This is a genomic window from Peribacillus glennii (assembly GCF_003429105.1).
GTDB classification, from domain to species: Bacteria; Bacillota; Bacilli; order Bacillales; family DSM-1321; genus Peribacillus; species Peribacillus glennii.
The window spans coordinates 1-14,387 of sequence record NZ_QVTD01000013.1 but is presented as its reverse complement, the minus strand read 5'-3'; the positions used below and the strand labels follow the sequence as shown (position 1 = coordinate 14,387).

General features: G+C 44.5%; 17 protein-coding genes and 1 pseudogene. All 18 read right to left on the bottom strand.

The window, feature by feature from the left end:
- Positions 1-19: 19 nt before the first annotated feature.
- Positions 20-382 (bottom strand): response regulator, encoded by a 363-nt coding sequence (locus D0466_RS17190; protein WP_117323783.1) that lies wholly within the window; start codon positions 380-382, stop codon positions 20-22.
- A gap of 21 nt (positions 383-403) precedes the next feature.
- On the bottom strand, positions 404-1,726 hold the full coding sequence (gene fliY, locus D0466_RS17185; RefSeq protein ID WP_117323782.1) for a flagellar motor switch phosphatase FliY: 1,323 nt from the start codon (positions 1,724-1,726) through the stop codon (positions 404-406).
- Complete coding sequence (fliM, locus tag D0466_RS17180; RefSeq protein ID WP_117323781.1) at positions 1,716-2,714, bottom strand: flagellar motor switch protein FliM; 999 nt, start codon at positions 2,712-2,714, stop codon at positions 1,716-1,718. The genes fliY and fliM overlap by 11 nt, the downstream gene beginning before the upstream one ends.
- Positions 2,715-2,758: 44 nt before the next feature.
- Complete coding sequence (gene fliL / locus D0466_RS17175) at positions 2,759-3,187, bottom strand: flagellar basal body-associated protein FliL (RefSeq protein WP_117323780.1); 429 nt, start codon at positions 3,185-3,187, stop codon at positions 2,759-2,761.
- On the bottom strand, positions 3,177-3,401 hold the full coding sequence (locus D0466_RS17170) for a flagellar FlbD family protein (RefSeq protein WP_117323779.1): 225 nt from the start codon (positions 3,399-3,401) through the stop codon (positions 3,177-3,179). The genes fliL and D0466_RS17170 overlap by 11 nt, the downstream gene beginning before the upstream one ends.
- A gap of 54 nt (positions 3,402-3,455) precedes the next feature.
- Complete coding sequence (flgG, locus tag D0466_RS17165) at positions 3,456-4,349, bottom strand: flagellar basal body rod protein FlgG (protein WP_117323778.1); 894 nt, start codon at positions 4,347-4,349, stop codon at positions 3,456-3,458.
- A 73-nt stretch (positions 4,350-4,422) separates the two neighbouring features.
- Positions 4,423-4,809, bottom strand: coding sequence for a TIGR02530 family flagellar biosynthesis protein (locus D0466_RS17160; RefSeq protein WP_117323777.1), 387 nt, complete (start codon positions 4,807-4,809; stop codon positions 4,423-4,425).
- A gap of 11 nt (positions 4,810-4,820) precedes the next feature.
- Positions 4,821-5,465, bottom strand: coding sequence for a flagellar hook assembly protein FlgD (flgD, locus tag D0466_RS17155; protein ID WP_117323776.1), 645 nt, complete (start codon positions 5,463-5,465; stop codon positions 4,821-4,823).
- 8 nt (positions 5,466-5,473) lie between these two features.
- Positions 5,474-6,817: a flagellar hook-length control protein FliK gene (locus tag D0466_RS17150; RefSeq protein ID WP_117323775.1), complete on the bottom strand. Its 1,344-nt coding sequence runs from the start codon at positions 6,815-6,817 to the stop codon at positions 5,474-5,476.
- 30 nt (positions 6,818-6,847) lie between these two features.
- Entirely contained in the window at positions 6,848-7,474 is a 627-nt protein-coding gene (locus D0466_RS17145; protein ID WP_117323904.1) for a MotE family protein, read from the bottom strand.
- 9 nt (positions 7,475-7,483) lie between these two features.
- Positions 7,484-7,927 (bottom strand): flagellar export protein FliJ, encoded by a 444-nt coding sequence (fliJ, locus tag D0466_RS17140; RefSeq protein ID WP_117323774.1) that lies wholly within the window; start codon positions 7,925-7,927, stop codon positions 7,484-7,486.
- Positions 7,928-7,931: 4 nt separating this feature from the next.
- A pseudogene (gene fliI / locus D0466_RS17135) lies at positions 7,932-9,250 on the bottom strand (flagellar protein export ATPase FliI).
- Between the two features lie 3 nt (positions 9,251-9,253).
- The gene (gene fliH / locus D0466_RS17130) at positions 9,254-10,021 is read right to left on the bottom strand and encodes a flagellar assembly protein FliH (protein ID WP_158555936.1); all 768 of its coding nucleotides are present in this window, start codon (positions 10,019-10,021) and stop codon (positions 9,254-9,256) included.
- Complete coding sequence (fliG, locus tag D0466_RS17125; RefSeq protein ID WP_117323772.1) at positions 10,014-11,039, bottom strand: flagellar motor switch protein FliG; 1,026 nt, start codon at positions 11,037-11,039, stop codon at positions 10,014-10,016. The genes fliH and fliG overlap by 8 nt, the downstream gene beginning before the upstream one ends.
- Positions 11,040-11,045: 6 nt before the next feature.
- Positions 11,046-12,638 (bottom strand): flagellar basal-body MS-ring/collar protein FliF, encoded by a 1,593-nt coding sequence (gene fliF / locus D0466_RS17120; RefSeq protein WP_117323771.1) that lies wholly within the window; start codon positions 12,636-12,638, stop codon positions 11,046-11,048.
- 103 nt (positions 12,639-12,741) lie between these two features.
- Positions 12,742-13,053 carry a flagellar hook-basal body complex protein FliE gene (fliE, locus tag D0466_RS17115; protein ID WP_117323770.1) on the bottom strand — a complete coding sequence of 104 codons (312 nt, stop codon included), beginning with the start codon at positions 13,051-13,053 and terminating at the stop codon, positions 12,742-12,744.
- Between the two features lie 17 nt (positions 13,054-13,070).
- On the bottom strand, positions 13,071-13,535 hold the full coding sequence (flgC, locus tag D0466_RS17110; protein ID WP_117323769.1) for a flagellar basal body rod protein FlgC: 465 nt from the start codon (positions 13,533-13,535) through the stop codon (positions 13,071-13,073).
- The gene (flgB, locus tag D0466_RS17105; protein WP_117323768.1) at positions 13,535-13,930 is read right to left on the bottom strand and encodes a flagellar basal body rod protein FlgB; all 396 of its coding nucleotides are present in this window, start codon (positions 13,928-13,930) and stop codon (positions 13,535-13,537) included. Before flgB ends, flgC begins: the two co-directional genes overlap by 1 nt.
- Positions 13,931-14,387: the final 457 nt, after the last annotated feature.

The following is a 14,387-nucleotide window of genomic DNA, read 5'->3' as shown; positions in this document are numbered from 1 at the left end:
TGTTTACACCCTCGTTCTATTAACTTAACGTTTTGTTGATGGCTTCGAGAACCCTGTCTGCCTGGAATGGTTTAACAATGAAATCCCTTGCCCCAGCCTGGATGGCGTCGATAACCATTGCCTGCTGGCCCATTGCTGAACACATGATTACTTTTGCGTTTGGATTGATTTTCTTAATTTCCTTAAGAGCTGCTATGCCATCCATTTCTGGCATCGTGATATCCATCGTTACCAAGTCTGGCTGTGTTTCCTTATACTTTTCAACTGCCTGCGCCCCGTCCGCTGCTTCGCCTACGACCTCAAAGCCGTTTTTAGATAAAATATCCTTGATCATCATTCTCATGAATGCCGCATCGTCCACTATCAAAATCTTATGTGCCATTAAAAAAACCCCCAATTTAAATTATCTTAATTTTTTTAATCGATCTGTCTGGCTCACTATGTCCGTTACGCGAACACCAAAATTCTCGTCAATGACGACAACTTCCCCTTTTGCAATCAACCTGTTATTGACCAGGATATCGACCGGCTCCCCGGCAAGCTTATCCAGCTCAATGATCGATCCTGAAGAAAGCTCGAGTATTTCTTTAACCGACCGTCTGGTCCTGCCTAGTTCCACTGTCACCTGCAGCGGGATATCCATGAGCATGCTTAAATTCTTAGATTCTGAATCCTGAAGCTGGTACGGCTCAAAATTCGAAAAGCTTGCTGGCTGGACATTTACCGGTTGTCCCGGCGGCGCATAGGCGGCCCCAAAATGCTGGGGAGGGTTGTTATAAGGCGCTTGCTGCTGGGCTTGATTCGCCCAGCCTTGGGCTGGCTGTCCATACCCACTTTGGTGCTGATTGCCATATTGATCATACGGTGCCTGAGGATAACTCGGAGCTCCCGGAGCCATCTCCCATTGTTGTGGTGCCGGTTGCTGAGGTACCGCTTCCTGTTGGACCGCTTCCTGTTGGTTATGTGCAGCGGTGTCATTGGTTGCGGTTCCTGTTGCCCCGTTCACATCTTCGCCGCTGTCGGCGGGCGCTTCATTTGCAGCCGTAGGATTTAAAAGCTCGTCCACAAGACTTTTCGCAAATTGGAGCGGCAATAATTGCATGATGCTTGAATCGATTAATTCTCCGACCTTAAGCCTGAATGATATTTTAGCCAATAAATCTTCCTGAGGGATTGCGGCTTCTCCCTGGCCTTCTTCTACATTCAATAAGTCAATGCTCGGCGGGGAAATATCCACCTTTTTATTAAAAATCGTCGACATCGATGTCGCTGCGGATCCCATCATTTGGTTCATCGCTTCCTGAACCGCGCTTAGCTGGATTTCCCCCAGAAGGTCTGCCGGATTCACTCCATCTCCGCCAAGCATCAGATCCGCTATGATTGCAGCATCACTTTGCTGGATGACCAGCAGATTCTCGCCGGAAAATCCCTCTGTATAATTCACCTGGATTGCGACATAGGGATGCGGAAATTCCTGCTGAAGCATACTTCTTTCTATTAAAGTAACTGTAGGTGTCGTAATGTCCACCTTTTGGTTCAATAATGTTGACAAAGCGGTCGCTGAGCTTCCAAATGAGATATTGCCAATTTCGCCGAGCGCATCCTGTTCCATTGAAGATAAATAGTCTTCAACCAGGGGAGAAGCTGCCTGTTCATCTGAAGTATCAGCAGTCCCTCTTAATAGGGCATCAATTTCATCCTGTGAAAGCATTTCATCACTTACCATCTTCGTCTCCCCCTTTCAATGTATCTAGAATTTGGACGGCTAATTTTTTCCCTGCCTTGCCCGGCTGTGCCGTAAACTTCGGCACTTCACCGACCTTGATGGTTAAAGGGTAATCAATTCCCTGGTTCAATTCTATGACATCCCCTACATCAAGCATAAGAAAGTCGTGGATAGAGATATCTGTCGAACCGAGTTCTGTTGTTACTGGGATGTCGGCCGTTTTAACCCTTTTTTCCAGGGATTCAATTTCTTCGGGGCTTCTTTCTTTTTTCGAAGTCTGCATCCAGTAATGTACAGAAAGCTTTGGAATGATTGGCTCCAATACGACATGCGGTATACAGATATTGATCATGCCTGTTGTATCCCCTAATTGGGTGTTGAGCGAGATGACGACCACTGTTTCATTTGGCGAAACCATTTGCAAAAATTGCGGGTTCACTTCAAAATCGGTCAATATCGGATCAATATCGGCAACGGTCGACCATGCCTCCTGCAGGTTTTCAAAACCCTTTTCAAAAAGATTGGACATGATCTTCGTCTCAATCTCCGTTAAATTTTCCACTTTGTTGACGCTCACGCCTTTTCCGCCAAGGACCCTGTCCATCATTGCATAGGCGATGTTCGGATTGACCTCCAGCAGAATCCTTCCTTCTAAAGGCGGAACTTCAAACACATTCAAGATCGTCATCTTCGGGATCGAACGGATAAATTCTTCATACGGAATCTGGTCTGCGGATGCAACCGAAATTTGGATGTATGTCCGCAGCTGTGCTGAGAAGTACGTTGTCAAGAGCCGTGCGAAGTTCTCATGAATCCGTGTCAGACTCCTGATTTGATCTTTTGAAAAGCGGAGCGCTCTCTTAAAATCGTAAACTTTTACTTTTTTCTCTGTCTCTTCTTTCTTTAGCTCATCAGCATCCATCTCACCCGTGGAAAGGGCGGAAAGAAGGGCGTCGATTTCACTCTGTGATAAAACATCTCCAGACAATAGCCATCACCTCCCCTGTTTTTGTTCTCCTGAAGCGTATTCTTTTATTGAAGGATGGAGGAGGTTATATACACCTTTTCGACTTTTCCTTCTTGCATAAGTTTGTTCACATTAGCCTCTACTTTTTCCTGGAATTGTTCTTTCCCGGCCTTGCCCTTTAACTGGGCAGTTTTTGTATCAGATAGCTCGGTAATAATGATATTCTTCACCTGGAAGCCTCGTTGCTCCAGCTCCTCTTTTCCTTTTTTGCTGTCGGTCTGGATTGTAAACGAAATTTTAATGAAATCGCCGCTCGCCAGATTTGTAGTTATTTCGGGAATTTCCACGGAAGATTCTACTATTTCTTTTGCCGATGGCTCTTTTTGGGCTGAGGCATCACCTGAAAACTTAGTCACCACCACTACCGCGATCACTCCGACAAGCGTTATCGCGACCAGCATGATTACCATGATTGTAACCAGCTTATTTTTCATCGTCATTCTCCCCCCTATCATCACGAAGACCCAGAACGTTTATAGTACGGTAAAAATGAATAATAGATTGAATGATTGCTTCTTCTTTTTCACTTACTACGATTTTCTTACCGTTTGTGAAAGTGATTGTCGTATCAGGAAGAGACTCTACCATTTCAATAAACAAAGCATTTACTGTAAAACTTTTACCATTCAATTTAGTAACCTTAATCAATAAATGTCAGGAGCAGGGGCGAAGAATCACCCCAGGCTCCTTCCCTCCCTTAATCTATCGTTTTAAGTTCACTAGCTCCTGCAGAATCTCGTCAGAAGTCGTTATAATCCGGGTGTTAGCCTGGAAACCGCGCTGTGCTGTGATCATTTCCGTGAATTCCTCGGATAGGTCGACGTTGGACATTTCTAGGGTACCGGCGACAACTGAACCGGCTCCTCCAGTCTGTGCCAGATTCGCAACAGCAATACCTGAGTTCGGTGTTTCTTTAAACAGATTTTGTCCAGTTTTTTGTAAGCCCTCCGCATTTGGAAACTTGGCAAGGAGTACTTGTCCGGCATATTGCAACTTTCCGTTACTATCTACGTACTGAACTTCACCTTTATCAGAGATACTAAAACTTTGTGCATTTGTTGGGATGTTTATCTTATCGATTTTTGTAGTGTCAACAGTGAAAGTAGGATTAGCTGCCCCATCACTTTTATTTGTAAAACCTAGTAGATAAAGTCCATCACTATTAACAAGATCGCCATTCTGATCTAAATAAAGATTCCCTGCACGAGTATAACTTTTATTCATGGCATTAAAATCAGTAGGTGTACCAGCAACGAAATTGACTGCTGCTGCTGGTTTTGGTCCCACCATAAAATAACCGTCTCCTGAAATCGCTAAATCCAGTGGTCTACCAGTAGTTTGAAGACTTCCTTGTGTAGCAACTGTATCAATGGTTGCCATAGATGATCCCAATCCAACCTGTTTAGGGTTCACACCTCCCATTGTCGCTCCAGGGGCACTAGCTCCTGAAATGGATTGTGACACCATATCTTTAAAAGTGACCCGCCCTTTTTTATAACCAAACGTATTTACATTCGCAATATTGTTCCCAATCACATCAAGCTTCGTTTGGAAGTTTTTCATTCCGCTGATTCCTGAGTACATTGAACGTAGCATATTTTTTCTCCTTTCGATTTGGCTGCTTCAGTCATTCCGCAAGCCTCGGCCTCCTTATGAAAGGTCCAGCCTCTTAATCTATAAGTATCGTTGCGTTTATATTGGTGAAGATTTGTGAAGAAGCTTCTTCACGGTCCATGGCGGTTATCACGGTATTGTTTTTTGCGCTCACCACGAGGGCTGCTTCTTGTGTAAGAACAAGTGAATCCCTGACACCCATTTTTTTGGCTTCTTGAACCTTTTCCCCAATCCGGTTCCAAGTGCTTTGGTCGATATTTATATTTCTTTGTTCCAACCGCATTTGAGCGTGTTTGCTTACGACCAATTTATTTGCCTTTCCAACCACGGCCGACTGCAATTCATGGGCAAATCCATTAAGCGCTAGTTTACGGGTTTTGACCGCAGAGGAAGCCATTTGGATGGGATGATTCGTTATCGGCCTGAAAATCGGCTTGTCCATAAACCCACCCCTTATGCAGTTGCAATTTTAATGATTTGGTTGGACGAAATTTTCGTATCGTGTTCATCATTAAGTTCAAACTCTGTTTTGCCATCCTTCATTCCTACGGATTTTACGATAGCCGACTCTTCCTGCTTGGCCGCATTTAACCAGCTGATTTTCTTCCCAATGAGTTCGCTTGCAGCAATGATACTGTTAGCAGGGCCTGGCTGATTGACCTGCGAGATGTTTCCAGGCTCCAGTTTTGTTCCATCTTCCAATAGCAGATAAACACTATCATCCTTAAATTCTATGGATGTAACCAACCCTGTCCCATTTTCTACAGTTGGCTGTCCATTCGGATCCTCACTCGGCACGATTTTATGCCATGTAACATTTTTTCCGACAAATTGGTTGTAGGAAATCAGCTTGTTCTGCTGCTCCATCTGGACAAATTTGTCGATGCTCTTTCCCATATTCGTGATTTGCTCCAACGTCGAGAATGTCGCCATTTGCGCAACAAAATCCTTATCCTGCATCGGGTTCATAGGATCCTGGTTTTGGAGCTGTGTCATCAATATTTTCAAAAAGTCATCCTTGCCTAAAATATCGCTTCCAGTTTTCCGCTGTTTTGCCTGATAGCTGGATAACAATAGTGATGTATCGACATTAGTCATGTTTTCACCTACACTTTCGCATTGAGCAATGCATCTTCAAGGTCTGCCGTAAATCCGGTTTCCGATTGTTCCTGTCCGTTTTCCTGCTCCTGCTGTTTTCTTCTTTCATGTTGCTGTGATCCATCGGAATCCCTCTGCAAAAATCTTTCTTGCGTAAACGAGTTCAACGTTTGGGAAACTTCTATCTTATCCACTTGAAGATTTTGTCCATTAAAGGCATGTTTCAAACCCTGGAGCTGGGACTCCAATAATTCCTTTGCTTTAGTACTGGTTGCCATAATCCGGGCAGTAAGAACGGCATCCTTTTGGATGAGTTCTATCCGCAAGGATCCTAGATGCTCCGGATTAAGCTTGATCAAAAGCTTTTGCATGCCATTTCCATTTGTAAAATTCGACTTAGATAAGATATTTTCAAACGCTTTAATAAATTGCTCTTGATTCACTGGCTGGCCGCTTTTTTCTACTGTCAGGACAAATTGTTCAAGCTTGGATATCTGAAAATGCTGCGGTTGGGATTGATGCAACTCAAGCTGTTTTACATTCGAAGCTTCGTTGACCTTGTTATTGGGAGCAGATGAATTTGCCTGGTGTACTTCCTTCGCCATCCGCTGATAGACACCTTTTAACAAAGCGATATTTTGCCCGTTGTCACTGCCCGTTAACTTTGTAGACGCCGTGCCACCGCTTTTGCTCTCCGTACCGCCATCCAAAAGCTGCTGAACTTTGGCAGCTACCTGCTGCAACAGGTTCTTAATCTCCTTGCCAATCGCCTCTTTTTCTGAAGACATGTCTTGATAAGCAGATAAAAGCTCATGAATCTTGGCAAATTTTAAAACATTTGAAGCTGAATTCAGATCAATTTGCGCAAGCTGTTCCTCGTTCATTCCGGCAAGTGCCTTTATGATGGAAAGTAAATCGATTGCTCCCATTGATAGGAAGGGCATTTCTTCAATCTTTTCAATATCGGTATCTTTTGATTGGCCTGACTCTTTTAATGAATCTACCAGCTTGTTTAACAGTTTTTCATCTATCAGATTGCCGTTTAACAACGCTGCGACAATGGGGTGGGTTTGTATCTGCATCCCCTCAAGCATAATGTCCCTGCCTAACTCATGGCCACCATCCAGTTCACTTAAATTCCCTATTTGTAAGAACTGTACCAATTCCTGCAACAGCGTAGCCTGGTCAGCCTGGAGAACAGGTGTTTTTCCTTCCGTTGGCAAGTTGGCCGTTGAAAGTGCAGTTAGTACAGACCCAAAACCCGCAACATTGCCATTAGGGACTGCTGCTAGATTGCCTGAAGCAGTTGTACTTGAAATTGCAACTTTGGGCAATGGCATTCCTGCGTTCATAATTTCACCTCCCTTCAATATTGACGTGCCTCATTGGGGATTTGAATTTTCCTGTTCTGAATTGACAGTCAGCTTATTCGTGAGCCTGGCAGCATCCCCCGGCTCCATCTGTTCCATAATTGCAGCCAATATGTCTGCTTTCATGCTCGACAAAATCTTAACAGCTTCTTCATCCTCAAGCTTTGTGATGATCGGTGCCGCTTTTTTTGCCGACATCGTTTCATAAGTGCTGACAATATCCTTGAAACTCTGGTTACTTTCATCCGGGGCGGCCTGCAATTCCTCGATTTGCTTTTGCAGCTGCTCTTTCTCCACTTCATTCCGCTGGATCGTTTGTTCACGGTCATCGATGATATCCTCTAGTTTCGCCTTTTCTTCTTGGCTTTTGTCTATTTCGGACTCAAGCTCCGTTATCTTTTTTTCTAACTCGGGAGTCGATTGGGCCACCTCTTGTCCTTTATCCTCATTATCAAAGATGCCGGATACAAAAGGGATTTTCTCGCCAACCTTTTTGCCCTCTTCCAATACATTGACACCGACAACAGTCAGGACGATCAATACGATGGCAACGGTAAATATAAGAGGTATGAACACGACGAAAAGAAGCCACTGAAACCGGTTGTACTCTTTTTCTTCATTTTCTATTGGTTTTTCCATTGCATTCACCTAGTTTTCCTTGCTTAAAAATTGCTGTATCGAGATTTCATCCATATTTTTATTCTCCGCTTCCTTAATGGCTTCAAGGAATCTCCCAAAATCCCGTTCCCGGATTTTTTGGTACTTTTTCACTTCAATATTTCTTTCCATCAGTTTTTCTTGCTGCAAGTTCATCCTATAGCGGGCATCAATTACTGACTTTTGACAGTGCTCGATAATTTTTTCCAGGTTGTCCATGAACAGCTGATTATGACGGATTTCCTGTACCGTAAGCCCTTTATGCAGTTTTTCCTGTTGGAAAGCTTGAAGGTCTTCTTTTTTTCTCAACAGCTTATATAGTTTCTCGGCAGCATCTTCAAACTTCTTAAGTGCCTCATTGTATTTGGAAAGAGCGTCATTCTTCTCTTTTTCTTTGATGGTGAGAATTTTCTCAAACTTATATTGGTAAATCATCAGGCTATTCTCCCTTTTCCATCAGTTGAATAAGATTAAAAACACTTTCTTCTTTGGTCATCTTTTCATGAGTTCCTTGTTTCAAAAAGGAGATAATCCGCGGCTGCATTTTAATGGCATGGTCAATTTCATTCGAAGAACCCCTTTTGTATGCGCCGATATTAATCAAGTCTTCTGATTCGATATAAGTAGAGAGAGTCGCCCTTAAGCTCTCGGCGGAGCTTTTGTGCGTTTCATCCACGATATTGTTCATGACCCTGCTGATACTTTTCAGCACATTGATTGCCGGAAACTGCCCCTTATTGGCGAGCTGCCTGTCAAGGATAAAGTGGCCGTCCAATATACCACGCACCGTATCGGCAATCGGCTCATTCATATCATCACCATCCACAAGCACCGTATAAAAAGCCGTTATCGTACCGGAATGGTTGGTGCCTGTCCGCTCAAGAAGCCTTGGCAGGATTGAAAAAACGGAAGGTGTGTACCCTTTTGTCGTCGGCGGTTCACCTACAGCCAACCCGATTTCCCGCTGAGCCATGGCAACCCTTGTAACTGAATCCATCATCAGCATGACATTAAGTCCTTTATCCCGGAAATATTCCGCGATAGCGGTGGCAGTCATTGCCCCTTTTATTCTCATCAGTGCCGGCTGGTCTGAAGTTGCTACGACAACGATCGACCTTGCCAGCCCTTCTGGCCCGAGATCCTTTTCTATAAATTCGCGGACTTCCCTGCCCCGCTCGCCAATCAATCCAATGACATTCAAGTCAGCAGTCGTGTTCCTTGCCACCATTCCAAGAAGCGTACTCTTTCCCACGCCGCTTCCGGCAAAAATCCCGACACGCTGCCCTTTGCCGACTGTAAGCAAACTGTCTATCATCCTCACGCCAACGTCTATCGGTTCGTTAATCGGCGGCCTTTGCATAGGATTGGGCGGATCCTGCTCTGTTGATACGGATGCCAACCCCTTAGGCAAGGGGCACCCATCCAGGGGGTACCCCAGCGAATCGACGACACTCCCGATCAAACCTGCTCCAACCTTAATTTCCAGAGAGCGGGAGGTAGCTTCCACAAGACATCCGGGAGAAATTTCACTCACTGCCGTATAAGGCATGAGAATCACCATCTCATCCCTGAAGCCGACCACCTCGGCTCGAATCTTTTTTTTCTGCCCTTTGTTCCTGCATGTATGTAGCAAACGTCACCGACGGAGCTTTCAGGGCCCTGCGACTCGATCATCAACCCGACCACTCTTTTGACTCTGCCGTAATGTTTTAAGGATTCAAGGTCTTCAATGAGGGGCAAGAGATCGGCTGCCTTCATTATTTATTCCCCTTCCAGCATTTCAACAAGTTTTTGCTTGATTTCATCCAATTGGCTGTCAACACTGGCATCTATTCGGCCGTGTGCCGATTCAATAATACAGCCTTTAGCAGGCAATTCCTGATCCGGATATATATACAGCCCCGCATCTTTAGGAAATATCGACATTAATTCTTCCTTCTGGGAAAGGATGTATTCATAATGGTCTGGATGAACATGAATCTCGACATCCAGATAATCCCTTGCTTCTTTTATGGCCTGCTTAACCAGGGATAAGTATACTTCCCCGGAGTCCTGCATCTTATTGCCGATAATCCGTTCGGCCACTTTAATCCCAAGCTCCAGAATCGTCCGTTCCGATTCTTCGATATGTGATTGATAATCGTTTTTCGAAGCGGAAACGATTTGTTTGGCATACTCAAGAGTTTCGGCCCATTCTTCATAGCCCTTCTTTCGGCCAGTTTCCAACCCTTCATTGAAACCCTGTTCGCGTGCTTCCTGCACCATTTGCGGTTTCTCTACTTCCTCAAAATGCCTACGGCTTTCTTCTGCATGGCCAACGATTTGTTCTGCTTTCCGGGTCGCTTCCCTGACCATCGCTTCGGCATCTATACTTGCCTTTTCTATCAGCAATTGGGCATCCGTGGATTGAAAAACTGGCCCTTCCCCCGGATTGGTCTCTTGAAATAAAAATTCCAAATTACGGATTTTAATTGTTTTATTTCCAGTGTCGGTCCGCCTAGCATATTGAGATTTGATAATCCTAGACAATGATATCATCTCCTCCACCGCGGGCTATTACGATTTCACCAGACTCTTCCAACCGGCGTATAACTGCGACGATACGGGACTGCGCTTCTTCGACATCACGCAGACGGACAGGCCCCATATATTCCATTTCCTCCAGAAAAGTGTCCACCATACGTTTAGACATATTCTTAAAGACAATTTCTTTAACTTCCTCACTGGCAACCTTTAGCGCCAGTTTAAGATCTTCATTGTCAGAATCGCGGATAACCCGCTGGATCGCCCGGCCGTCGAGGGTAACGATGTCCTCGAAGACAAACATCCGTTTCTTGATTTCTTCCGCCAATTCCGGATCCTGGATTTCAAGGGAATCGAGAATCGTACGTTCCGTTGAGCGGTCAACCCCATTCAGCACGTCAACTACAGCCTCTATCCCTCCAGTTTGTGTATAATCCTGGGTTACGGTAGCGGAAAGTTTCCGCTCCAAAATTTGTTCGACTTCATTGATGATTTCCGGAGAAGTGCTGTCCATTACCGCTATTCTTCTCGCTATATCCGCCTGGACCTCCTGGGGCAATTCAGACAGGATCTGGCCTGCCTGAGCCGGGTCAAGATATGATAAAATCAGGGCTATTGTTTGCGGATGTTCATTTTGGATAAAATTCAGGATCTGTCCCGGATCAGCCTTTCTGGCAAAATCGAAAGGCCTAACCTGCAGGGATGAAGTCAGGCGGTTGATAATTGCCGCTGCCTGGTCACTCCCGAGCGCCTTCTCCAATACTTGCTTGGCATAGCCGATACCGCCCTGGGTGATATAGTCCTGGGCCAGCGCGATATTGTGGAACTCCTCCAGCACTTCTTCCTTTTCTGATGAATCTACTTTCCGGACGCCTGAAATTTCTAGTGTCAGCCTTTCAATCTCTTCCTCTGAAAGATGTTTATAAACAGAAGCAGAGACATCCGGGCCAAGGGAAATGAGCAGGATGGCCGCCTTCTGTTTTCCTGTAAGCCCGCCTTTTTTCTTTCTGTCTGTCAACGTCATTTCCTCCTAGTCTTCCGCTATCCAGCTTCGGAGCAGCTTCGCGAATTCTTCCGGCTTTTCTTTTGCCAGTTTTTCCAGCTGTTTTCGTTTCAGGGACGATTCTGTCTCTTGTTCATCGTTTAGATCCGGTACCTCCAGGACCTCTTGTTCTTCTATGATTTCTTCTTCATAATCATCCCGTCTTTTAGAGCGGATAAATAAGAATATCAGTACGATGATTGCAACCAGCAGAACGCCACCAACAATGTAGGCCCATAATGGCAGCCCGGTTTCCTGTTGCTGGTCAAACTTGACCTTACCATTAAATGGCTGCACGGATACAGCGATCTTTTGATTAATGTCTTCATCGGTCAGGGCTTGTGCCGCGTCATCTTTGTTGATTGTCGTACGGACGATAGTGTTTAAAACCTTAGTAATGTCATCAATGCTTTCCTGTGGAAGCGATGCAGGGTCATTTGGCTTTGGTGGCTCCACCATGACCTGGATCCCCAAATCCTTTACTTGATAAGGGCTTTCCACAATTTGTTTTTTGATTCGGTTTACCTCATTATTAATGGTTTCTTCTACCCGCTCATAATCCCCGGTTCCGTTTTCGCCAGCCTGGTAAGTATATCCTTGGGCGTCGGCAGGATCTTCAGCTTGGGGAGCGCCTCCCGGAGGAGTGCCTGTCCCAGTATATGTTTCATTAATTCTCTGTGCGGAAATGGCTATGCCTTCCATATTTTCCTCATCGACAGGAGCTACAAGGTTTTCCTCCCTGTTTTCCTGGGTAAAGTCGACGTCCGCCGTAACGGAAACCACGACTTTGTCCCTGCCCATTAGTGTACCGAGCATATTTTGCACCTGTCTTTGAAGATCGCGTTCGATTTCTTTTTTAATTTCGTGCTGGGTGGCGAATGATGCCCCCGGTTCAGAATTATTTTCATTTTTTAAGTCATAATACTCAAAATTTTGATTCATGATGACGATATTATCAGTAGGCAGGTTGGGCACACTTTTCGAAACAAGGTGGTATAAAGATTTAATCTGGGCATCCTCGAATTGATAGCCCGGTTTGGTATTCAATACGATTGACGCGGACGCTTCTTCCGGAGTATCGCTGACGAATACACCTTTCTCAGGAAGTGTAACCATGACCTTGGCTTCTTCCACTCCGTCTATCCCTTTGATTAAATCGGCCATCTCCGTCTGCATCGCTTCCAGCTTCATGACATTAAACTCATTCTCAGTCATGCCGATGCCGGCATTCTGGCTAAAAAACGAGTAATCAATGCTGCCCGACTTCGGAATCCCCTCTGCAGCAAGCTCCACTTTAAGGGTATCAACGCTTTCCTCAGGAACCATTATCGCTTTGCCCCCATCTGCTATTTCAGATGGAATGCCCCTGCCGTCCAGGTTCTCCTTAATGCTTCCCGTTTCAGAAGGTGATAGGTTGCTATATAACGGGACCATCTTGGTTTGGGAAGCAAGGATGGAAGCCACCACGATCACTGTTACGGCAAGTATGGAAGAACCGATCATGAGAAGCTTTTGCTTCTTGCTCCGGCTCCCCCAAAAACCTGTAATCCTGTTCTTTAGTTTTAAAAAAGCTTCCTTCATCTTAATCCCCCGGTTAATCTTTGTTATTTAGAGTCAACATCTTCTGGATCAATAGGAAGATGCCATCAAGCGCTTTTCTACGTATGAGGTTTTAAGATGCAGCTTATACACTCATTCTCATCATTTCCTGGTAAGCTTCTACAACTTTGTTTCGAACCTCAAGCGTCGCCTGCATGGTTATGCTGGCTTTTTGGGAGGCGATCATCACCTGGTGCAAGTCTATGTTCTCACCCTTGGCCATCTTTTCTGTTAAATTATCAGAAACGCCCTGAGCCTCATTCACTTTATCAATAGATTGTTTCAATACCGACGCAAAACTTTGCTGGGCTTCGTATGGTTTATATGGATTGGTTTGAATCCCTTGATTGCTTGTATCGAACACTCTATTCCCCGGAGAAAGATTAACTCCTTGCATTTGTTTTTCCTCCTAATCTACTTGCCAATTTCAAGCGTCTTCATCATCATCCCTTTAGAAGCGTTAAAAACAGTAACATTTGCTTCATAGGAACGGGTCGCGCTCATTAAATCTACCATTTCCCTTAATGGGTCGACGTTCGGCATTTCAACATAGCCATTTTCGTTCGCATCCGGGTGTTCAGGATCATAAACCATTTTAAAGGGGGTATCTCTGTCTTCCTCGATACGGGTTACCCTCACGCCTTCACCCGATGCACCGGTACCTCTTTTTCCGGCTGCAGCATGTAAGAAGCTTGCAAAGCTGCCTTCGTTCGGCTGCAATACGACTGTCTTTCGGCGGTATGGTTCCCACGTATCCGGCCCAATCATCCTGGCCCGGGTTGAATCCGCGTTTGCCATGTTTGAAGACACGACATCCATTCTTAGCCTCTGCGCCGTCAAAGCGGAGGCCGTAGTGTTCATTCCTGTGAACATGCCCATTACTTGCCACCCCTTATCACATTCTGCAAAGATTGAAATTTCCCGCTCAAGCGGTCAGTAACCGCGTTGTAATAAATCTGGTTTGTAGCCATGTCACTCATTTCCTGGTCAATGTCAACACTGTTCCTATTATTGTTGTATTGGAAGTTGTTCTTTGTAACGATAGCGGACGGAACAGATGGAGTAATCTTAAAATCATAATGCCTTCTGTCTGTGCGGTAAGCATTGATAGAAGCATCCAGCATTGTTTGGAAGGAATGATCCATCCGCACATCCTTCGCTTTATAATTGGGTGTATCAACATTGGCAATGTTTTGAGAAATCACTTTTTGTTTTGAACTGGAATAATTCAGTGCATTTTCAAGCGTTTGGAATGTGTTTGAAAAAAGTTTCATATCATTCACCCCTTGCGGTAAAAGAAAAGTAATATAAATACCCATTTTTGTAACAGAATAAACATAATATAGTAACTATTGTAAAGAATAACAAACCGCCTGTCTACGAAGAGTCGACAAATCTTTCCGTGATAAAAGGACTATTTTTGTCGTTTATTGCTATATTTTTCCTATAAGTGATACTATTTCCATTAGAAACCGCCATTTCTGTCGACTGGGATTAGGCCTTTTTAACCACAAGAAGAAATAACGGGACCAATCACTTAATAATAGTAAAAAAAACAAAAACTAAAGGAGGGTCTTTAGACCCAAGCTATATTACGATTTTGCAAAACCATTTTATTCCACTTCTATATTACATAAAATTGAAAGCAGAAATTTGAAGAAAAAGGGAACATTTTGTGTTATTTTAGGTTCTCCGTCAAATGTTGGGGTGATGACTGATTGTCGTCACCCT